Origin of the sequence: Rhodococcus marinonascens NBRC 14363 (assembly GCF_001894885.1) — a bacterium.
Taxonomy (GTDB): Bacteria; Actinomycetota; Actinomycetes; order Mycobacteriales; family Mycobacteriaceae; genus Rhodococcus_F; species Rhodococcus_F marinonascens.
Genome location: NZ_BCXB01000022.1, coordinates 65,692 through 86,009, shown reverse-complemented (window position 1 = coordinate 86,009; position 20,318 = coordinate 65,692). Strand labels below are relative to the sequence as shown.

Here is a 20,318-nt window from a genome sequence, read left to right as displayed (position 1 = left end):
GGTATCTACCGGTGCGCCTGCGTGGCGGGAAGAATGCGTGCCCGTACCTCACCGAATCCGATGCGCGTGCCGCCGGTTCCGGGTGCGGTGGCCGAGATCGAGATCTCATCACCGTCTTCGAGGAAGGTGCGGGTCTGGTCGCCAACCACGACGGGTTCCTTCCCACCCCAGGTCAGTTCGATAAACGCACCCCGCTCGTCCTTCTCCCGCCCCGAGACGGTCCCTGAAGCGAACAGGTCGCCGGTGCTGGCTGCGGCGCCGTTGATTGTGGTGTGGGCGAGCATCTGTGCCGGCGACCAATACATCTCGGCGTACGGCGGACGCGACACAACGTGACCGTTCCACTCGATGGCCATATCGATGTCCAGGCCCCACTTCTGGTCACCTCGCAGGTACGACAGCGGTTCGGGGTCCTGTGTCGGGGTGTCGATGCGGGCGGCCTCGAGCGCGTCCAGCGGAACCACCCAGGGTGAGATGGATGTCGCGAAACTTTTTCCCAGGAACGGGCCCAGCGGCACGTATTCCCAGGCCTGGATGTCACGGGCCGACCAGTCGTTCACCACAACCGCACCGAACACGTGCTCTGCAAACCGATCCGGGGTGATGGTATCCCCCAGCCTGGTGGGAACGCCGACGATGAAGCCCATCTCTGCCTCGATGTCGAGACGCCGGGACGGACCGAAGTCTGGGCGGTCCTGATCCGGGGTCTTCCGCTGCCCACACGGGCGAACGACGTCGGTGCCGGACACGATCACGGTGCTCGACCGGCCGTGGTACCCGACCGGCAGGTGCTTCCAGTTGGGCATCAGCGGCGCCGAATCCGGACGAAATAGCCGTCCGAGGTTGGCGGCGTGGTTCTCGGAAGCGTAGAAGTCGACGTAGTCCGCGATCGCCACGGGCAGGTGCATCGTCACCTCGTCGACCGCAAACACCGCGGTGTCGGCGATGTCGCCCTGCACGAGTTCGGTGACCTGACGGCGCACCTCGGTCCAGCGAACCCGGCCCTGCGCCATGAAGGCGTTGAGGGTGGGCTGCGCGAAAACGTCGTCACTCAACGTGGCTGCGAGGTCAACGACGGAATCACCCACCCGCACTCCTATCCGTGGCAACGAGTCCCCTGGTTGGAAGACCCCGTAGGGCAGGTTCCGCAGCCCGAAGAGGGAATCGGCGGGGATATCGAGGACGGTCATGCAGGGGCTCCTTCATCTGCGGAGATGAGAATTGAAGAAGGCACAAGTTGCAGCGCAACGAGATCCGAGAGAGGTTCGAGGATGCTGCAGGTTCCGAATGATCGGAAGCTATTGCGTACCAATGTAATTAAGTCTTCCGGAAGATCCCTCAGTTTCTGGGCGATCCGGGCGCCGTCACGCTCGGCGAGGGTGTCCGCCAACTCGGTGACACCGCCGCCGCCGAGTGCCTGCCGGGTCGCCAAAAGCACGTTGAGGAAACCGTGCTGTTCGAATCCGGTCTCCGGATCGGTGTTGCGAATTGCACGGTGCAGTCCCGCGGTCGCCTTGAATCGGACACCCGCAGAGATCACCGTGTGCAGCGCGGCGGCGAGCTCACCTTCGTCCGGGTATGCCTCGGCGACAACGCCTCCCGTGCGGAACTTGGCCGCGTAGGGGGTACCGGCGAGCGCTGACAGCAGCCCGGGCCTTCTGCCGTCGCGTGGGATCTCGACGAAGACGTCAAGGCCCGGCGCGAGAGCGTCCACGGAGCCGAGTTCGCTCAGGAATTCGCCCACCGGCTGCTCGGCCGGAACGGCAATCTCGAGGGCTACGGCCTCGGCGCCGCCGACTGAGGCCAGTTGCGCGAGAGCCGACTCGAGAGTTGCCGGACCGCCTGGCAGAGTGAGGCTCAGTTTCAATTCTCCGGGCGCCAGTTCACCCAGTCGAGCGACAGGAAAGACGAACGGACCGACCAATTCTGTGTACGGTGCCGACGTGTGCCGTGCATGGGCGGGCAGCGCATCCTGCATCGGCGTGTTGCTTGGCGGAAAGAGTGCGGCGTCGTCGCAGAGACCCGCGAACAGGGCGGGGATCATTGCGTGGGCCCCCGCCCGGCCCAGGTGTAGCCCGGATCTTCGCAAGCCAGTGCGCCCTCGCCGAGTTCGAGCGGGCGGAACGTGTCAACCATGACTGCAAGTTCATCGAAGAACTCGGCGCCGATGCTGCGCTCGTATGCGCCGGGCTGCGGGCCGTGGGCGTGACCGCCGGGGTGGATCGAGATGGAACCCTGACCGATACCGGAACCCTTGCGCGCCTCGTAGTCTCCGCCGCAATAGAACATGATCTCATCGGAGTCGACGTTCGAGTGGTAGTACGGCACCGGGATCGACAGCGGGTGGTAGTCGACCTTGCGGGGCACGAAGTTACAGATCACGAAGTTGTTGCCCTCGAACGCCTGATGCACCGGCGGTGGTTGGTGCACGCGCCCGGTGATGGGCTCGTAGTCGGAGATGTTGAACGTGTACGGGTAGAGGCACCCGTCCCAGCCCACCACGTCGAACGGGTGGTTCGCATACACCATTCGCGTCCCGACGATCCCGTGTGACGTGCGGTGCTTGACGAGCACGCCGATGTCCACACCCTCGGCCTGCAAGGTCTCGGACGGACCGTGCAGGTCACGTTCGCAGAACGGCGCATTCTCGAGGAACTGACCGAACCGAGACAGGTAGCGCTTCGGTGGGACGATGTGACTGTTGGCCTCCATCGCATAGGCGCGCAGCGGTTCCGGGCCCCGAGGGATCCAGCGGTGCGTGGTCGACATCGGGAGGAGGACGTAGTCGCCCTGCTTGGCCTCGAGCGCACCGAACACTGTTTCGACAGTGGCAGAACCGGATTCGACATAGACCATCTCGTCGCCAATCGCATTGCGATAGAGCGGCGATTCCTTGCCGGCGACCACGTAGGAGATGCGCACGTCCGCATTGCCGAGGATCAGCCGGCGCCCGGTGACCACATCGGTGTCGGGCCAGACGGCCTCAGGGAAGAGGTCGTGCAACTTCAGGTGGCGCGGCATGAGCGGATGGTTGGGAGTCGTGCTCTGGTCCGGCAACTCCCATACCGTGGCATCGACGATCGCCGAGGGGATGTGGCGGTGGTACAGAAGCGACGAGTCCGAGGAGAACCCTTCCTCCCCCATCAGCTCCTCGAAGTAGAGCTGGCCGCTGTCGTCGCGGTGCTGGGTGTGCCGCTTCGGCGGAATGTTGCCCGCATGCCGATAGAACGCCATGATCGATCTCCCTAGAAGTTCAGTGCAGTAGTAAATACATTAACTACACTGCAGGTGTGATGGCAAGCACAGATCTTCCGGAGGGCATGATGGGCCTCAGTTGCGTCCGCGGACGTCGAACTGATCGCGATTGGTGATCAGTTTGTCGAGCAGCATGACCAGAATGCGCTGTTCCGGTTCGGTGAGGACACTCGCCCAGGCGTATTCGCGCTCGTTCTGTTCGCGATAGATCTCGCCGATTTCGCTGTGACCACGGTCGGTAAGGGACAACTGGACCGATCGTCCGTCCCGCTCGTCCGCCTTCCGTTCCATCAGACCCCCGCCGATCAGCGTCTTGGTCAGGTTCGAGACTGCGGCCCGACTCATGCCGGTGAGCTTTGCCGCTGTCTTGGCGTCGACTGGCCCGGCCAGCCACGTGACGAACATGAGCCGGAACGCCGACCACGACAATCCGCGCGGGCGATGGATCGACGACTCCAGGTCATAGGTCACCACGTTCGACGCCCGATTGAGAGTCAGCAGAACCTGGGTCGCTAGTTCGTGCGTCGAACCGTATTCGGTGCTCAGCCGCCTGTTCGCGAGTTCGATGAACGACCAGAAGTTCAGGCGATCCGGCACCTCGAGTGATGCCGACACTTCGTCTGCAGTCATGGAGGAACCTTATCGCGAGCAGGTGATGAACCGAGCGTCCACCACGTCCACTTTTAGTATATAGCTGAATTAGTTTGGTCAGGTTACGCTGAGTGCGCAGTTTTGCAGCGAAAGCGTGAGGAAGAGTCTGCAGAAGTGCGCATTCGGACCCGCATCCACCGCGCTACGAGGATGGACTCACCCAAAATGCGCCGAACTGTTCGTACCAGAGATGCGGGGCAGGCGCCGCATCCAGGATCCGGTTGACGAACTGGTCAGCGTCACCGAGGTCGCGCACTCCGACCCCGCGGCACTCGTAGTCGGCGAACCTCTGATGGAGTCCGGCGATCACCTTGTCGGTCACCGTCCGTTCGAACTCCTCCAGTGTTGCCAGGGTTTCCACCGGATGCCCCTCCTTTCGGCGAGAAGCGTCTGGATTCAGTGTAGTGCCGACCGGGGAGTTCCCCTTCTACCCGAGACCCTGCGCCGGTCTGTCGGAGTCGCGGAGCAGACTGGCCCCGTGAGAATGGTGCTGGTTCCCGACGCCGGAGGTGGCGCGACGACCGTCCGTACCGATCCCGCGGGCATTCCGCTCGAATCGCCGCATCACCATTCCGACGCCGCTGCCGCTGTCCAGGACATCGAGGCTACTGAACATCCCCGCTGGATCTGGACGAGTACCGCGGCGGTTTATCCAGCACTTCTCCGAGCAGGGGTGCGGGTGCAGCGCTGCCACGACCTCGCGCTCACCCACGCGATCCTGAGCATGCGCGACGGCGTTCCCGCACCGCCGCCGGTCGAACCCGTCGACGATCGCCCTGGACTGTTCGACACCGCGCCCAGCACCGATGCGGCGCGTGTGGTCGCCGACTTCGCCGATCAGCGACGAACGATCGGTGACGCCGCCCGACTCGATCTGTTGGTCGCCGCCGAGTCTGCGGGAGCTCTAGCCGCTGCGGAGATGGGCTTCGACGGACTGCCGTTCTCCGCCGGCGCGCACCGGGCATTCCTCGAGGCCGCGCTCGGGCCGCGCCCAGCCGGGTACGACCTCCCACAGCGCATCCGGGACGTGTCGGCGGAGATCGGAACGGCGTTCGGCCGTCGAATAAATCCGGCCTCACACGTCGAGGTAATCGATGCCTTCCGCCGCGAGGGCATCGAACTCGAATCGACACGCAAGCACCTGCTGCGCGAGATCAACCATCCTGCCGTGCCGTTCCTACTGCACCACCGGGACCTGTCCAAGCTGTTCACCACCAATGGCTGGCAGTGGCTCGACGACTGGGTACGTGAAGACCGCTTCCGCCCGATCTACGTTCCCGGTGGCGTCGTGTCCGGCCGCTGGGCCAGTCGCGGTGGGGGTGCATTGCAGATTCCGAAGCCGCTGCGGTCGAGCGTGATCGCCGATCCTGGACATACATTCGTCATCGCTGACGCCGGGCAACTCGAACCCCGCATCCTGGCGGCAATGTCGGGTGACACTCGCATGGTGACAGCCGCCGGCGCGGACGATCTGTACGCCCCGGTCGCGGCGGAGGCGTTCGACGGCGACAGGGACAAGGCCAAGGTCGCGATCCTGGGTGTTCTCTACGGCGCGACGGCGGGCGACGCACGTTCACTCCTCACCCTGCTGCGCACCCGGTTTCCCGGCGCTGTCGAGTTCGTCGAGAGAGCGGCCCGCGCAGGTGAGCGAGGCGAAGTGGTGCACTCCTGGCTCGGCCGGGCCAGCCCGCCGCCGTCACCCGACTTCTGGTCCCATGGCGACGCGCGATCCCGTGGCCGATTCACCCGGAACTTCGTGGTGCAGGCCACTGCATCCGAATGGGCGTTGTGCGTGCTCGGAGATCTGCGACGTCGGCTCGCTGGCGATCCCAACAGTGAGCTCGTCTTCTTCCAACACGACGAAGTCATGGTCCACACCCGCGATCCCGAGACCGCCACCCGGCACGTTCTCGGTGCCGTCGATGTTGCTACCCGTCTCCTGTTCGGCAAGACCCGGGTGCGGTTTCCGATGGATATCGCGGTGCGCGACTGCTACGCGGAAGGTCCCGAGGAGCCGTAGCGCGCACACGGTTTCGCCGTCGCATGTGGGCTTGACGTGGTGTACTGAAGCGCACTCCCGGCACCGGCGAAGGGGACCCGATGACGAAGGTGGATTCGACGGACTCGAACATGAGCGACGAGAGTTCTCGCAGGTATCGCTGGCCGGCATTCACCATTGTGGCCATCGCCATCATCGCGTTCTTCGCAGGCGGGTTCGGCGGTTCCTTCCAGGGCAAGCTCAGTGAGGTCCAGAAGAACGACAACGCCGCCTACCTCTCGAGTTCCGCCGAATCGACCGTCGTTACGAACGAGGCCTCCAAGTTTCTCACCGTCGAGACCATTCCCGGTTTCGTTCTGTTCCACAGCGACTCCCCGCTCACCGATCAGGACAAGGCCGCGATCACGCAGGCACGGAACGCCATTGCCGGGGTCGACGGTGTCGATGCCGAGGGCATGGCTCAGACACAGTTCTCCGAGGACGGGACCACCGCATCGATCTTCGTTCCCCTCGTCGTGAAGGAGGACGGCACTGCCGTCGCCGGCGACGTTGTGGCCTCCACCGAGCAGAACGTACTCACCGCCGCAGAGAACGCTGCCGGTGGCCTCGAGGTGCTCCCCGCGGGACCGAGTGGTCTCCTGGTCGCCTTCATCGACGCCTTCGAGGGACTCGACGGCGCACTGCTCGGCGCCGCTCTGCTCGTTGTTGTCCTCATCCTGCTGGTGGTCTACCGCTCTCCGGTGCTGTGGATCTTCCCGATCTTCTCGGCACTGCTTGCCCTCGGCCTGGCGTCAATGGTCATCTATTTCCTCGCCGAGGCCGAGGTGCTCACGCTCACCGGGCAGAGTCAGGGCATCTTGTTCGTCCTCGTGATCGGTGCGGGCACCGACTATGCCTTGCTCCTGATCTCGCGGTACCGGGAAGAACTGCACTTCCATCCCAACAGATTCGAGGCGATGACCAAGGCGTGGAAGGAATCTGCCCCCGCCATCACTGCGTCGGCGGTCACCGTCATCCTCGGTCTGCTGTGCCTGATGTTCTCCGAACTGAATTCCAACAAGAGCCTCGGCCCGGTCGCGGCGATCGGTATCGCCTGCACCTACCTCATGATGATGACATTTCTTCCTGTGGCGTTGTCTGCGGCGGGCCAGTGGGTCTTCTGGCCGCGCAGACCCGCGGTGGACGAGGCAGCAGACCTCACCTCGCAGGGACTCTGGGGCAAGATCGCGGCGCAGGTCGGGAGCAGGGATCGGCCCTTCTGGATCGGCGCAACCGTACTATTGGCAGTGCTGTTCCTCGTCGGCATCGGAAGTCTGAAGACGGACGGACTGACCTCCTCGGAGAACTTCACCAACCGCCCCGACGCCGTCGTCGGCCAGGAGTTGTACGACTCGAAGTTCGACCCGGGCGCCGGTGCCCCCGCCGTCATCGTCACTAACGCCGATCAGACGCAGACCGTCATCGACGCCGTGAGCGCGGTGGACGGGGTCTCCCAGGACGCCGGCGCGGTGTGCCCACAGGTCGATGTCGAGAAGTTGTCCGCACTCATCCAATCGAACCCGTCCGCGGTGGCGTCCGCGGCGGGCCAGGGCTGTGCGCCCGACTTCTTGACCGTCGCGCCGATCGACGGACGCATGGTGATCAACGCGACGCTCGCCGACTCCTACGATTCCCCCGAGGCCCTCGAGACAGTCGAACGACTTCGCGATGTGGCGCACGCCATACCCGGTGCCGACGCACTCGTCGGTGGCACTACCGCAACAACTCTCGACGTGCAGATCGCATCGGTGCACGACCGGAACCTCATCATCCCAATCGTGCTCGTTGTCATCTTTATCGTGCTCGCGCTGCTGCTGCGCGCGCTACTCACCCCCGTCATCCTCATCGCGACGGTCGTGCTGTCTTTCGCTGCCACGTTGGGTGTCTCCGGACTGTTCTTTACCCACGTCTTCCACTTCGCCAACTCTGATCCAGCTTTTCCGCTGTTCACGTTCGTATTCCTCGTGGCGCTCGGAATCGACTACAACATCTTCCTGATGACCCGCGTCCGTGAGGAAACCCAGAATGTCGGGACACGATCGGGAGTGCTGCGCGGACTGGCGGTTACCGGCGGCGTCATCACGTCGGCGGGTGTGGTACTCGCCGCGACGTTCTCGGTCCTGGGAGTGCTGCCACTCGTCATCCTCGCGCAGATCGGATTCGCGGTCGCCTTCGGCGTGCTGCTCGACACGATCATCGTGCGCAGCATCCTCGTTCCCGCGCTCTCCCACGATATCGGCAAGAAAATCTGGTGGCCGTCCGCACTGGCGAAAGCAAAGGATTAGAAGGCTTCTTCCGCCCACAGATGAAACAGGGCGTACGCGCGCCACGGTCTCCAGGCCTGCGCAACATCGGCCGCTTCCCGCCCGGTCCTCACACCCAGCGCCCGCCTGAGAACGAGATCGTCCGGTGCGAAGGCGTCCGGGTCACCGAGCACCCGCACCGTCAGGTAGTCGGCGGTCCACGGCCCGATCCCGGGTAGGGCGAGCAGACCTGCTCGGAAGTCCGCCGGATCCGTGTCCGCGTCAAGTCGAAGCCCGTCGGCGGCGGCCACGGCCAGCGCATGCACCGTGCGCGCCCGAGCGCCGGTGAGGCCGACCGTCGACCGCACGTGCTCGGTCGAGCGTGCCGCCAGAGCCTCCGGCGTGGGAAACGCAAGAAATCCGTCATGAACAGGTCGGCCGTAAGCCGACACCAGTCGCGAACCGAACGTGCGGGCGGAAGCAAGCGAAACCTGTTGTCCCAGAACGGTCAGCACCGCCGTCTCGAACCCGCCTACACTCCCGAGGCGCCGCAATCCAGGTCTCAGCTCCACCAGTGACGCTAGCCGCGGGTGCCTGCTCAGCGCGGCATCGATCGGCAACGGATCTGGATCGAGGTCGAGCCAGCGTCGAAGAGTGGTCGTCAGAGCTTCGACGTCGCTTGGGTGCGCCGGGGTCAGGTGCGCCTCGACGTGCTCTTGATCGGGGTGCACCGCCACGGACACCAGTGCTGGTCCGTGGCGCCCGTTCACCACGCGCGTGTGGGTTCCGGAATCGGGGTCATGATGCTCGAGTCCGGAGACGGTGTGCGCGCGGAGAGCGCCCCAGAGTGGCGCCCCCGCGAAAGGTTGGCGATACGGCAGAAGGACTTTCATGCGTCCTCGAGTCCGGTCACGCGCAGCGTGATATTCAACCGCCCGGCCTTCAGCCCACAGTCCCCATTGCCCGTTCCAGGAAACACCTTCGGCACACCGTGATACGAGAAACGCGAAGGACCGCCGAACACGAAGAGGTCACCCGACACGAGTTCGACATCGGTGTATGGCCTGGTGCGATTGGTGGTGTTCCCGAACCGGAACGTGCACGTGTCACCGATACTCAGCGACACGACGGCCGCGTCGGACCGTTCTTCCTTGTCCTGGTGCATACCCATCTTCGCAGTGTCGTCGTAGAAGTTGATCAACGCGGCGTCCGGTGTGTAGTCGTCGGCCGAGTGTTCGTCCGCCGGATCTTGGTAAGCCGCGGCCACGGCGCGCCGGCCCAGCCCGACGAGCCAGTCAGGTACGGGCGCAACACGACCACCACCTGCGTCGTCGGCGGTGCGTGCGTAGGAATACGGCCTCCAATGCCAACCGAGGCACACCGTCTGCACCGACATGCGATGCCCGGTCGGCAGTTGCGCCGCCCGCATCGGGACCGGTGCCGTCGCCCAGCGACGACATTCGACCACCAGGTGGCGTTGTTCATCCAGGGTGAGCCAGTCGGGAACGTGGACGGCGCCGGGCGCTATCTCCGCCCGGGGTCGGGGTATCAGTGCAGACATCGCATCGAAATGGTCATGCCGCTGCCTCCAGCGCCAGCAGAATCGACTTGGCTTCCGGCCCGCCCGCATACTGACCCATACTGCCGTCGCTACGGACGACTCGGTGGCAAGGCACCACGATGGGGAGCGGATTCAAGGCGCACGCGGTACCCACGGCGCGGACTGCCCGCGCACTCCCCGCTGCCGCCGCGATTGCGGAATAGCTCGCGGTATGCCCATACTCGATGTCGACGAGGCGGCTGAGCACTGAACGCCGGAATCCCGTGGAAAGCCGGAAGTCGAGCGGCAGGTCGAACGTCGTCCGCTCACCGCGGAAGTATTCTTCGATCTCACGGGCCACCGCGTCGAACCGTGCGGGCGCTCGCAGTATCCGTGGGCTGATCTGCTCGGCGAGAGCCTGTAGGACCACGTCGTGATCCTGGCGGGGGAAAGCGATCCGTACCAGACCACGATCGGTGGACGCCAGCAGAAGCGAACCGACGGGTGTGTCCAGAGTCCGATAGGCGACGTCGAGAAGTCCTGCCTCCGCGGCTGCGGCGGCGAGTCGTTCACGGAGCCGTTGCTCGACTGCGGAGTCCGACGAGGACAGAGCATAGACGATATCGGGGACGGTAGTCATCTGATGTCTCCACTCACGGCGATCGAGAGGGTCTTACGAAGTGCTGCAATCCCATCGGCTGCTGCCCGCCTGGATGCGTCCGGGGAATTACCCAAGATCACCGCGATCTCGGAGTATGGCAGCCCTGCCAGGTAGTGATACGCCACCGCTGCCCGCTGCTTCACCGGTAGGGCGCCCACCGCATCCCACAATTCCGAGTCGTAACTACCCGGGAGACCCCAGTCGGCGCTCTCCTCGGGAAGCTCGTCGGTCGGCACGGCCCGGCGATTGCGTGCACGGATATGGTCGAGCGCCTTCCGGTGCGCGATCGTCACCAGCCATGACTCGACGTTGCGCTCCGGCTGCAGATCGGGGTAGGCGCGCATCGCGGCGATAAACGTCTCCGACCAGGCGTCCTCGGCGTCCGCCGGTCCGACCACGGCCCGACAGACTCGCAGGACGGTCGGACCGTGCTCAGCTACGATGACTTCGAATGGCGTCAGCGTCATCGCCCCAGTCGGAGTCCAGCCCGTTCCGCTTCGCGTTCGAGCAGGAACCGTTTACGGTCGAGCCCGCCCGCGTACCCGGTCAGGCTGCCGTTGCTCCCGACGACGCGGTGACACGGGACGATGATGCTGATCGGATTCTTTCCGTTCGCGGCACCCACCGCCCGCACGGCCGCCGGACTTCCGAGGGCGTCCGCCAACTGGCCATACGTCCATGTCTCGCCGTACGGGATGGTGCGCAGCGCGTCCCACACCCGCATCTGGAACGGAGTGCCGCGCGGCGCTAGGGTCACCGTGAAGTCGGTGCGTCGGCCGTCGAAGTACTCGGCGAGTTGGGTGGTGGCCTCGTCGAAACCTGCCGTGTCGCGCTCCCCGAATGTCGCGGGATTCGGCTGATGTCGATGTTCGGCCATATAGACGCCGCAGAGCACCCCGTCTACGTTGACCAGCGTCAACGGGCCAATCGGCGAATCGATGACGGTGTGTGCTGTTCGCTGGGCATTCACGATGTCCATCCTTCCAGGTGTACGGCCTCTGACAGGTAAACGCCTGTCAACCCCGAAACGTGAGATCGTCGTTCGCCGTCGCGCCGCTCGGCATCAGGCAGGATGGACAAATGCCTCTCGCACTGCGCGGCCCCTGCGACCTGGCGCGTGCCGCCACCGGCCTCACCCGGTTCTCGGTGGACACCGCCGGACTGGTGGTCTCGCTCCCGGGCCGGATCAATCACCTGATCGACCAGGTCGAGGTGCTCGTCGCCCGGATCGAGGCGATCAGCATCGGCGCCGAATTCGCGGTGGCCAGGGCGAACGCGGTCGCGAATGATGCGGCTGCCGTCGTTGCCACGGCAGCGGGCGCATCCGCGTCCGCGCAGGCCCTGATCGGACTCTACGAACCGCTCGCGCAAAGGGCGGCCCCGATGGCGGAACTGTTCGTCGACGAGCTCTCCGAGGAAGAGGCGCGCGCGGCTGTCGGGCTGGTGAACCATCTACCCGAACTCACGCTCCGCATGGAGGGCCTACTGCCGATACTCGCGACCCTCGACACGGTCTCACCGGAGATCCATCAACTCCTCGAGGAGGTTCAGGGGGTACGTCAGGCCATCCAGGGCGTCCCCGGCTTCAAGTTCTTCCGCAAGCGGGGAGAAGCCCGCGACGACGGCCAGGTGTTGTAGATCAAACCGGCCATCCGCCAGGGCGAATGTACCTCTCGGCGCATCTGAAGCGCCCAAAGTACATTCGGCCAGGGCCGAGCACTCCTACGTCGGGTGAGCCAGTCGACGATCAGAGGCCTCCGCAGTCAAGGACGGGTCGTCGCCCCCCTCGCCGCGCTTCTCGTCGCTGTACACCATGAGCGTCGAACCGCCGAGGGCCAGGACGATCGCGATGACTCCATAGATCGTTGGCAGGGTTTGGTACACCAGCAGGGAGATGACGATCGTGAGTGAGGGGGCGAGAGCATTCGTGATGGGGGCGACGACCGATGCTTTGCCTCGACTCAAGGCCATGACCAAGAAGAGCGCTCCGATTGCGTTGAGAATCTGGGTGCTGGCGGTCAGCGCGGGGGCCTGCCAGGGGGCACCGGCCGGGAGGCCACCCATCATCCAGATCGCAACGGGAACGAGGGCCAGGCCGCTGACCGCCATCCAGGCGAAGGTAGTGGCTTCGTTCACGGCGATAGTCGCGGCCTTGCGCATGAAGAACGCCTGCACGCCCCAGGCGATACACACAAGCAAGGCGAGTGGGAGCCAGGGACCAGAACCGGATTCGCCGCTGCCGCTGGTGACGCTGAACAACAACAGGGAGATCATCACGGCAACCAGTCCGATTACTGCGAGTCTGGTCAGTCGCTCACGCAAGAATCCGATGGCCAGTAGAACAGTGATCGCCGGCGAAATGGAAATGATCGGGAAGATGAGGTACGCGGGGCCGAGCGCGAGCGCCTTGAAGAGGACGAGTTGGCCACCGGCACCGCTGAATCCGATCAGGAGGCCGTAGCCTGCCGCTGCCGGGCGGCGATCGAACTTTTGCCGCGCGAGGATGAACGCAGCCGGGATGATCATGGTGAGCGACCAGATCACGTAAACCATCTCGTCCGGATAGCCGTAGCGAGTGGTGGGCAATGATGAGAACGCCCCCCAGACGCCCCAGAACAGCACCAACAGCCCCGCGTACAGCATCCAGCTTTGAGTCTTCTTCATAGAGGTCACCTTCGAGTGGCGTGTGCTTGGTGGAGATGGGCGAGCGATGGGGACGGAAGGGTGACGCCATGCTTTTTCATGGCGTAGAGAGCGGATCCAATGCCGGGGCCGAACAGCGGGGCGCGGAGCCGGTACTGAGCCCCGAGGGCATCGAGGGCGGCGGTGAATCCAGTCAAATACGCTGGAGCCGTGAACATCCCACCCGAGTACGATACGGGGACCGGTTCTTCACCGCCGTAGCCGAGCTGCACTCGCGTGGCGTCCACGAGGTGAGCCAGTTCGTGGCAGGCATCGACGAGGATGCCGGCGGCGATGCGATCACCACGAGCATCGGCTTCGACGACCGTCTTGGATAAGTCTGCGATAGCTGATCGCCTTCCACCCCAGTCGTCGACGACGGCCCCGATGAGGTCGAGGTCGCTTCCGATACCGACTCTTTCCTTGACTACGTCGTATAGGGGTCCACGGGGGAGGCGCCCGTCACTCATACGGGAGAACGCATTGAGTCCCCGAACGGCAACCCAGTAGGCGGAGCCTTCGTCCCCGAACAGTTCGCCCCAACCGCCGGCGCGGTAGCCGGTTCCGTGGCGTTCCCCGTAGGTCATGGACCCCGTGCCGGAAATGATGTTGATTCCATCCGCACCGCCCAGAGAACCAGCCCAACCGCCGATCATGTCGTTATCGCAGGTGTAGCGGTCGTGGCCAAGGAGAGCTTTCGGAATAGATTCCAGCACAGCGATATCGGCACTGGCCTCGCCGTAGCTGGGAAGACCGAAAAAGGCATAGTCGATCTCTTGCGTGCTCACCTCCGCCTCTGCTGTGATTCGAGTGATGCCGTCGGCGAGCACCGTGGAGACGAGATCGATGCCGGAAGTGAAGTAGTAGCAGCTCGGCCCCTGTGTCTCGGCGACAATCCGTGCGGCATCGTCGAGCAAGACGAAGGCGGTTTTCGATCCGCCTCCGTCGACGCCGAGAAACAGTGCCACGGCTATCCGCCCATCTGCTGTTCGGTGCCCGCGAACAGTGGGTGGATCCGAACGCCCTGCACGACGCGGTTCACGTCGCCGCCAGGAAAGGGGTTGTCGGGCGTCGCCCCTAGATGTACGGAGTAGTGCAGGCCGAACAGCTGCGCGAATACGACGTAGGCGAGGGCGAGATACACGTCGTCGACGCCTTCGACGTCATCGAGAACCCAACTGAGTTCACTTGCGGTCGAGGATGATTTACATGAGATCGTGACGACCCGGTCTGTACCGAGAGAGGCGCGTAGTTCGGAGATGATGTCTTCGTCGTATCGGCGGGTGTAGGGGTCGGAGGACACGTATACGACGGCGAGGGTCTTGTCGTTCAGCACCGCTTTGGGTCCGTGCCGGAATCCGAGTGCGGAATCGAAATAGGTGACGATTCGACCTGCGGTGAGTTCGAGGAGTTTGAGCGCGGATTCCCGGGCAAGTCCGGTCAGTGGACCGCTGCCGATGTACACGATGCGTTCCGCATCGCGGGCGACGAGGGACTGGATCGTCTCTCTCGACGCGATGAGGCTGTCAGCAGCCGCAGCGACGGATTCGACCGCCGAATCGTTGTCGCCGTGGAAGACGAGAAGGCTGGCCAGGAGCATCGAGGTGAAGCTCGACGTCATGGCGAAGCCTTCGTCGTTCGAGCGCTCAGGCATGAGTAGAATCAGCGAATTCGGCTTTCGGGAATGGTCCCGGTACAGATCGCCGGCTGGATCGCAGGTGATGATCAGATGGCTTACGTCGCTGAGGATCTGGTCTGCGATTCCGGTCGCGGCGCCGCTCTCGGGGCTGTTGCCGGATCGCGCGAAGGACACCAGCAGCGTGGGAATGTCCTCGGCAAGATAGTTGGCGGGGTTCGAGACCAAATCGGTGGTGGCAATCGCTTCGATCCGCCGCGAAAGTTTCCGGGCGAGAGCCGGTGCCGCAATCTCTCCAGCGAAGGAAGACGTTCCAGCGCCGGTGAAAATGATCCGGAGTCCCTCACGACTGAGTTGGGGGGTCAGGAACGCATTGATCTCTTCACGATGATCACGGATGTACCGAGCCGTTTGACGCCATATCTCGGGCTGCTGGATGATCTCGCGGTTTGTGGCGGTGTCGCGCCCGGCGGTTGGGGCGATTGTGGAATCAGGCATTGCGCCCTCCAGTTTGGGTGACGTGTCGGGTATGGGGAAAGCACGCGGACGCATAGGGGCGCAACGCGTCACGAATCTTGTCGATGACCAGATCACGGGGAGTGGCCTTCAGCAGGCCGGCGCGAACGCGCGCGTACTGCTCGGGCAGGTACTGGCTGATCAGCGGGAGGGGGATCTCGACGATGGACAAGTTTTCATACAGTCGCATCTCCGCGACTTCGACCTCGAGGTCCGGCCAGTAGTAGCGCAGGCGGTCGCTGTAGCTGAAGCGCCGGGCGATCTTCTGCTCGGCTGCATCACCCTCGTAGTAACCCTTCCAGTAACAAGGTTTGGCGAGCATACGTTGCTCGAGGACATCGACGAGCTCCGAGCGTGCGCCGGCCGGGACGATCTCGTCCTCGATTCGAGCGAGGGCGAACAGTGCTTCACGCATTGCGAAGGTAAGCCCCGGCCCCACCTTCAGGATCGCCCAGTGGTCGGCGACCAACTCGGCCAGCCGCGGCGCTTGCTGGTAGTCCGTGGAGTGCGCTTCGAATACCAGCGTGGCTTCGCCATCGAGGACGGTGCGCAGTTTTTTTGTGCCGGCACGGTCGTAGTCGATCACCTGGAGATGGTCGAACTCGACGGCAGGCTGAACGACCATTGCGATGATCTGCGGCCAAATGCCCTCGAGGCCGACTTTCTCGAACGCCGCGCGGTGACGCTCCAACGTGGACTGGGCGGCGTCAGGCGAGGTAGGGGTCAGTTGATGAAGGGTTTCATGCGCTCCGCCCGGTGTCGGAACTTCCGTTCCGATGACATAGCAGATCTCGTCGGTTGACCCCGCCCGGTGCGCAGCTTCCTCGGCAACTTCGAGAAGTCGGGCCGTGCGGGTAGCGACAGTGTCGTCGCCGAGCACGACTGGATCGTCCGCGCACGACATGCTGCAGTCCAGATGGATTTTGGTGTAGCCGGCCTCGACATACGCGGTCACGAGATCCTCGGCGAGGCGCATGGCCTCCGCAGCGAGTTGGCTCTGCCAACGGTTCGGGCCGAGGTGGTCGCCGCCCAGTACCACCTGATCCCGCGGGAAACCGTGTTTGTCGGCGAGGGTGAAGACGAGGTCACGGAAGCCTGCCGGCCTCAGCCCTGTGTAACCGCCGAATTGGTCGACCTGATTGGACGTCGCCTCGATCAGCAGATAGGTAGCGTCCTCCACAGCTTGTAGAATCGACGCCTCGATCACGGTCGGGTGCGCTGAACACACTGAATAGATACCCACGACCTCTCCCGCCTTGTGGCGGCGAATGGTGTCGTGCAGATGGTTGACCACCGTCGTTCCTTCCTCGTCCATGTCCATGTCCATGTCTGGAGCGTCTACCTCTGGAGCTATTGATATGCGGCCGGCTGTTGGGCCGACGACGACAGCAGGGTGCAGAGGTGCGCAACCAAGGTGGCGATCGCGTCTCGGCCTTCGCGGATGTACTTTCTCGGGTCCGACGCCGCCGGGTTCGCATCGAGATAGTGTCGAACAGCCCCGGTGTACTCGATATTCAGGGCGGTCCCGATATTGATCTTCCGCATCCCCGAGGCAACCGCGGCGGTAAGACCGTCGTCCGGAACACCGGAGGAGCCGTGCAGCACCAAGGGTACCGGCACCGCAGAAGCGATCGTGGTGATCAGTTCTTGATCGAGTTGCGCATTCTTCGAGCTCATCGCGTGTGAACTCCCGACCGCGACCGCCAATCCGTCCACGCCTGTACGCCGCACATATTCGGCAGCCTCGGCCGGGTCGGTCCGGACACCGGGCGCGTGCGCGCCATCCTTGCCGCCGATCTCCCCGAGTTCAGCCTCGACCCAGAGCCCCTGAGCATGCGCCAGATCTGTACACAGTCGGGTTCGCTCTACGTTCTCGGCATGCGGTAGGTACGACGCGTCGACCATGATGGAGCTCACCCCGAGGCGACGACCGTGCTGGATCGCTCGCGTCAGCAGGTCCGGATCGCGGAAGTGATCCAAGTGAATTGCCAACTCCGCCAAAGAATTATCGGCCAATTCCACACATGCCGCAACGATCGGCTCCAGGAAACCGCCGTGGTGGGCGATGGCGTTTTCGCTAATCTGCAGGATCGCGGTTGATTGCGCGCGCTCGACCCCGGCGACGATGCCCTCCGCCTGGTCGAGGGAGATAACGTTGAACGCAGGAACCGCACTCCGGTTGTCGACGGCGGCCGAGACGAGATCGGAGGTCGCTACGTGCGTCACCGCTTACCGCCTGGGCACGGTTTGTCGCCACCGTCGGCGCGGTAGCGCCGCACAGGGAGACCGATGCGATCGGCTGTCCGGATCGCGCCGTCCTTGTGGCTTCCTGCGACGCCGCGCGACCAACTAGTCGAGAACCTGCTGTTCATGGGCCCATCTTGCGTAAGATTGATCACAACAATCAACCTTTGGCCGGTAAATGATCAATGAAACTGCACGTTTTGAGCAGCGAGCCCCCCTCACACACCGGCGATACGGAGACACGATGCCGCGCGCCGTCAGCCAAAAACGGCTCGAGCGCATGCACCAGATCCTCTCGCTTCTTCAGGACCGCGAGGCGGTGATGCTCGATGAGTTGTCTGCGTTGCTACAAGTCTCTGGGGCAACTATCCGTCGTGATCTAGCAGAACTCGAGCAACAGGGTCTCCTGGTCCGAACACACGGTGGTGCCCAAGCCCTGGAACTGCCAGACGAGATCCCGGTACGACTTCGCGGCTCACAGTTCCGCCGAGCCAAACAGCTGATTGCTCAACAGACGGCTCGCATGATCCCGCCCGGACCCCACACCCTCGCCGTCAGCGGCGGAACGACAACCACGGAGGTGGTTCGAACTCTGCGGTATCGCGCTGACCTGACCATAATCACCAATTCCCTCCATATCGCAGCCGAAAGCGCGCCGTGGCCTCATGTCAGAGTGATCATCACCGGCGGCGTGGTCCGGTCGCACTCGTTCGAAGCGACAGGCCCCCTGTCCGAGGCGACGTTCAACTCGATCAATGTCGCAACTGCGGTGTTGGGAGCGGATGGTGTCAGCGCAGCAGGCGGTATAACGACCCACGATGAAATCGAGGCTCGCGCCAGCCACGCGATGGTCACTCACGCCCGCCGCGTCATCGTCGTCGCCGATAGTTCCAAGGTCGGCCGAGTCACTCTCGCGCGGATGGCCGATATCGGGGAAGTCCACGATCTCGTCACTGATGCCGGTGCCGACCCGGACGAACTCGAACGTATCAGGTGCACCGGAGTCCGATTGCATATTGCCGAAGAGCGAGAGAGGCCGGCGACATCATAGCGACGAGCGCGTTCGGCGGACCGAAAGCACCTGCGGACCTGCTCATGTGGCCTTTCCTTGCAGTGCACGCAGACCTGCCGCGATGAACTCGGGTACCGACTCACCCGCCCTGTCGAAACCCTCGCCGCGGGTGGCGCCGACACGGTAGCGATGGTTGATTCCCTCGGCGATCACGGCGAGTTTGAAACTGGCGAGCGCCATGTAGAAGTTCCAGTTCACCAACTCCCGGCCCGTGGCCACGGTATAGCTCTGCGCGAGATCGGCGGCGGACGGCAGCCGTGGGCTCGTCCATGCCGCGGGTTGACCGAGTACCAGATCGAGCGCCGGATGCCGGTAAACGCACATCAGCGCGACGTCTGCGAGTGGGTCACCCAGCGTCGAGAGTTCCCAGTCCACCACGGCTGCAACCGTGCTCACATCATCGACCGCGAGGATTGTGTTGTCGATCCGGTAGTCGCCGTGCACTATGGACGACTCGGATTGCGCAGGAATCGATTCCGATAGAACACCATAGAGGCGGTCGACATCGGCTGAATCCTCCGATTTGACCCTGCTCCACTGACTCGCCCACAACTTCACCTGCCGGGCCACGTAGCCGTCCGGGCGACCGAACGCGCCCAGTCCGGCGGCGACGTAGTCCACGTCGTGAAGCGCGCCGAGCACGTTTACCAAGGTATTCGCGCACAACCCGATGTCGTCGTCGGAGAGCGCCTCGAGATCAGCCCTGGTCCGGACTATCTGACCAGCGACGTACTCGACGACAGTGAACGGTGCGCCCATCACACTGTCGTCCTCGCAGAGTGCGACGGTGGTGGCGACCGGGACGTCGGTGCCTTGTAGCGCGGAGGTGATCCGGAACTCGCGTGCCACGTCGTGCGCGGAGGGTGTGAGTCCTGCGGTGGGTGGCCTCCTCAGCACCCACCTCGAGGAGTCGTCGAAGATGGTGTAAGTGAGATTGGACTTGCCGCCCGAGATCAGTTCGGCCCGCAACTCACCGTTGAGCGTAAGGCCTGAATCGGACAGAAAATTCTGCAGGGCGGGAAGATCCAGTCCGATCGCCACACATGCCTCCACTCAACGGACCGTACTGCAACCGACCAATCACGCTCACGGCTGAAGAACGACCGTTCCACACGGGACTCGACCCGGTCAAGGGATCAGCCCGACGAACGTCGGCAGCGCCGGGGTCGAGTGTCCTCTACCTTCAGGGTCCCTACCGTTGAAGCTGGTACCCGCCCCCCCTTACGTGGTCCCGGGAGTTGACTAGAGTCGAACGAGGTCGCCCAGATCGACGGCCTTCTCCAACAGAGAGCCAGGGACCACCCGATGATCCACGTCCGTCATTCCGCGATCGCCGCCGTACCTCTCGACGTCGCCTTCGCATACATCGACGACTACAGGACCGTCCCCGACTGGATGTTCGGCGTCTCGGAATTCAGCCCTATTGGGGAGTTCGATCAAGGGTTGGAATCGACGTTCGACGCCGCGATCCACATCGGCCCCAGCACTCTGCGGTCACGACTCGAGGTGACCGAGTGGGAACAGGATCGCGTCATCACCGTAGCGTCACTCGACGGCGCCGCAAACTCCTCCACCTGGGAGTTCACCGCACAGGGTGAGAACAAGACCGAAATCAGTGTGGACTTCGCATACAGACTCCCCGGTGGCCTGACCGGGAAGGCGCTCGGTCTCATCATCGAACCGTTCATCGAAACGGCCGTGAAGAACTCCGAGGTGACCTTACGAAACAACCTCGAGCAGCTGTACGCGAAGCGCGACCGGAGCGGCCACTAGCGTCCCG

Annotated in this window: 21 protein-coding genes; 5 read left to right on the top strand and 16 right to left on the bottom strand. The window is 63.8% G+C overall.

The annotated features are described in order from the left end of the window. Window positions 1–5 precede the first annotated feature (5 nt). The 5 genes from fahA to RM2_RS16080 all read right to left on the bottom strand — a co-directional run bounded on the left by fahA (window position 6) and on the right by RM2_RS16080 (window position 4,267). Window positions 6–1,190 (bottom strand): fumarylacetoacetase, encoded by a 1,185-nt coding sequence (gene fahA / locus RM2_RS16100; protein ID WP_072690557.1) that lies wholly within the window; start codon window positions 1,188–1,190, stop codon window positions 6–8. Further along, window positions 1,187–2,044 (bottom strand): hypothetical protein, encoded by an 858-nt coding sequence (locus RM2_RS16095; protein WP_072690556.1) that lies wholly within the window; start codon window positions 2,042–2,044, stop codon window positions 1,187–1,189. Before RM2_RS16095 ends, fahA begins: the two co-directional genes overlap by 4 nt. Then, window positions 2,041–3,234: a homogentisate 1,2-dioxygenase gene (locus RM2_RS16090; RefSeq protein ID WP_072690555.1), complete on the bottom strand. Its 1,194-nt coding sequence runs from the start codon at window positions 3,232–3,234 to the stop codon at window positions 2,041–2,043. Before RM2_RS16090 ends, RM2_RS16095 begins: the two co-directional genes overlap by 4 nt. Window positions 3,235–3,330: 96 nt before the next feature. Further along, entirely contained in the window at window positions 3,331–3,885 is a 555-nt protein-coding gene (locus RM2_RS16085; protein WP_072690554.1) for a MarR family winged helix-turn-helix transcriptional regulator, read from the bottom strand. Window positions 3,886–4,048: 163 nt separating this feature from the next. Next, window positions 4,049–4,267 (bottom strand): hypothetical protein, encoded by a 219-nt coding sequence (locus tag RM2_RS16080; protein ID WP_245813997.1) that lies wholly within the window; start codon window positions 4,265–4,267, stop codon window positions 4,049–4,051. 123 nt (window positions 4,268–4,390) lie between these two features. On the opposite strand from RM2_RS16080, the gene RM2_RS16075 reads away from it, so the two are divergent. Together RM2_RS16075 and RM2_RS16070 are read left to right on the top strand one after the other, a co-directional pair. Next, complete coding sequence (locus RM2_RS16075; protein WP_084721836.1) at window positions 4,391–5,926, top strand: bifunctional 3'-5' exonuclease/DNA polymerase; 1,536 nt, start codon at window positions 4,391–4,393, stop codon at window positions 5,924–5,926. 80 nt (window positions 5,927–6,006) lie between these two features. Beyond that, window positions 6,007–8,229: an MMPL family transporter gene (locus tag RM2_RS16070; RefSeq protein WP_072690553.1), complete on the top strand. Its 2,223-nt coding sequence runs from the start codon at window positions 6,007–6,009 to the stop codon at window positions 8,227–8,229. Here RM2_RS16070 and RM2_RS16065 read toward each other — a convergent pair. Genes RM2_RS16065 through RM2_RS16045 form a run of 5 tightly spaced genes read right to left on the bottom strand, consistent with a single transcriptional unit; the run spans window position 8,226 to window position 11,358 of the window. Beyond that, window positions 8,226–9,080: a DNA-3-methyladenine glycosylase family protein gene (locus RM2_RS16065; protein WP_072690552.1), complete on the bottom strand. Its 855-nt coding sequence runs from the start codon at window positions 9,078–9,080 to the stop codon at window positions 8,226–8,228. The genes RM2_RS16070 and RM2_RS16065 overlap by 4 nt on opposite strands. After that, on the bottom strand, window positions 9,077–9,748 hold the full coding sequence (locus RM2_RS16060) for an alpha-ketoglutarate-dependent dioxygenase AlkB family protein (RefSeq protein ID WP_072690551.1): 672 nt from the start codon (window positions 9,746–9,748) through the stop codon (window positions 9,077–9,079). The genes RM2_RS16065 and RM2_RS16060 overlap by 4 nt, the downstream gene beginning before the upstream one ends. A gap of 13 nt (window positions 9,749–9,761) precedes the next feature. Then, window positions 9,762–10,367, bottom strand: a complete 606-nt coding sequence (locus RM2_RS16055) for a methylated-DNA--[protein]-cysteine S-methyltransferase (protein ID WP_072690550.1) — start codon at window positions 10,365–10,367, stop codon at window positions 9,762–9,764. Continuing rightward, window positions 10,364–10,855, bottom strand: coding sequence for an RNA polymerase sigma factor (locus RM2_RS16050; protein ID WP_072690549.1), 492 nt, complete (start codon window positions 10,853–10,855; stop codon window positions 10,364–10,366). Before RM2_RS16050 ends, RM2_RS16055 begins: the two co-directional genes overlap by 4 nt. Next, entirely contained in the window at window positions 10,852–11,358 is a 507-nt protein-coding gene (locus RM2_RS16045; protein ID WP_072690578.1) for a methylated-DNA--[protein]-cysteine S-methyltransferase, read from the bottom strand. The genes RM2_RS16050 and RM2_RS16045 overlap by 4 nt, the downstream gene beginning before the upstream one ends. Before the next feature lie 110 nt (window positions 11,359–11,468). Here RM2_RS16045 and RM2_RS16040 point away from each other — a divergent pair, with 110 nt between their 5' ends. Beyond that, entirely contained in the window at window positions 11,469–12,026 is a 558-nt protein-coding gene (locus RM2_RS16040; protein WP_072690577.1) for a ribulose-1,5-bisphosphate carboxylase/oxygenase large subunit, read from the top strand. Window positions 12,027–12,110: 84 nt separating this feature from the next. Here the strand turns inward: RM2_RS16040 and RM2_RS16035 are convergent, their stop codons facing one another. From RM2_RS16035 to RM2_RS16015, 5 genes are read right to left on the bottom strand one after another with little or no spacing between them, the layout of a single operon-like run. Then, window positions 12,111–13,052: a DMT family transporter gene (locus RM2_RS16035; RefSeq protein WP_072690548.1), complete on the bottom strand. Its 942-nt coding sequence runs from the start codon at window positions 13,050–13,052 to the stop codon at window positions 12,111–12,113. A gap of 5 nt (window positions 13,053–13,057) precedes the next feature. Further along, window positions 13,058–14,038 carry an N-acetylglucosamine kinase gene (locus RM2_RS16030; RefSeq protein ID WP_218017233.1) on the bottom strand — a complete coding sequence of 327 codons (981 nt, stop codon included), beginning with the start codon at window positions 14,036–14,038 and terminating at the stop codon, window positions 13,058–13,060. A 2-nt stretch (window positions 14,039–14,040) separates the two neighbouring features. Then, a complete protein-coding gene (locus tag RM2_RS16025) occupies window positions 14,041–15,204 on the bottom strand; it encodes an SIS domain-containing protein (RefSeq protein ID WP_072690547.1) in 1,164 nt (387 codons plus the stop codon). Then, window positions 15,197–16,549, bottom strand: a complete 1,353-nt coding sequence (locus RM2_RS16020) for a D-tagatose-bisphosphate aldolase, class II, non-catalytic subunit (protein WP_245813996.1) — start codon at window positions 16,547–16,549, stop codon at window positions 15,197–15,199. The genes RM2_RS16025 and RM2_RS16020 overlap by 8 nt, the downstream gene beginning before the upstream one ends. A 23-nt stretch (window positions 16,550–16,572) precedes the next feature. Further along, window positions 16,573–17,448 carry a class II fructose-bisphosphate aldolase gene (locus RM2_RS16015; RefSeq protein WP_072690546.1) on the bottom strand — a complete coding sequence of 292 codons (876 nt, stop codon included), beginning with the start codon at window positions 17,446–17,448 and terminating at the stop codon, window positions 16,573–16,575. A 262-nt stretch (window positions 17,449–17,710) separates the two neighbouring features. On the opposite strand from RM2_RS16015, the gene RM2_RS16010 reads away from it, so the two are divergent. Then, the gene (locus tag RM2_RS16010; protein ID WP_072690545.1) at window positions 17,711–18,517 is read left to right on the top strand and encodes a DeoR/GlpR family DNA-binding transcription regulator; all 807 of its coding nucleotides are present in this window, start codon (window positions 17,711–17,713) and stop codon (window positions 18,515–18,517) included. Between the two features lie 42 nt (window positions 18,518–18,559). Here the strand turns inward: RM2_RS16010 and RM2_RS16005 are convergent, their stop codons facing one another. After that, window positions 18,560–19,579 (bottom strand): phosphotransferase family protein, encoded by a 1,020-nt coding sequence (locus RM2_RS16005; RefSeq protein ID WP_072690544.1) that lies wholly within the window; start codon window positions 19,577–19,579, stop codon window positions 18,560–18,562. 264 nt (window positions 19,580–19,843) lie between these two features. Here RM2_RS16005 and RM2_RS16000 point away from each other — a divergent pair, with 264 nt between their 5' ends. Beyond that, window positions 19,844–20,311: an SRPBCC family protein gene (locus RM2_RS16000; RefSeq protein ID WP_072690543.1), complete on the top strand. Its 468-nt coding sequence runs from the start codon at window positions 19,844–19,846 to the stop codon at window positions 20,309–20,311. Window positions 20,312–20,318: the final 7 nt, after the last annotated feature.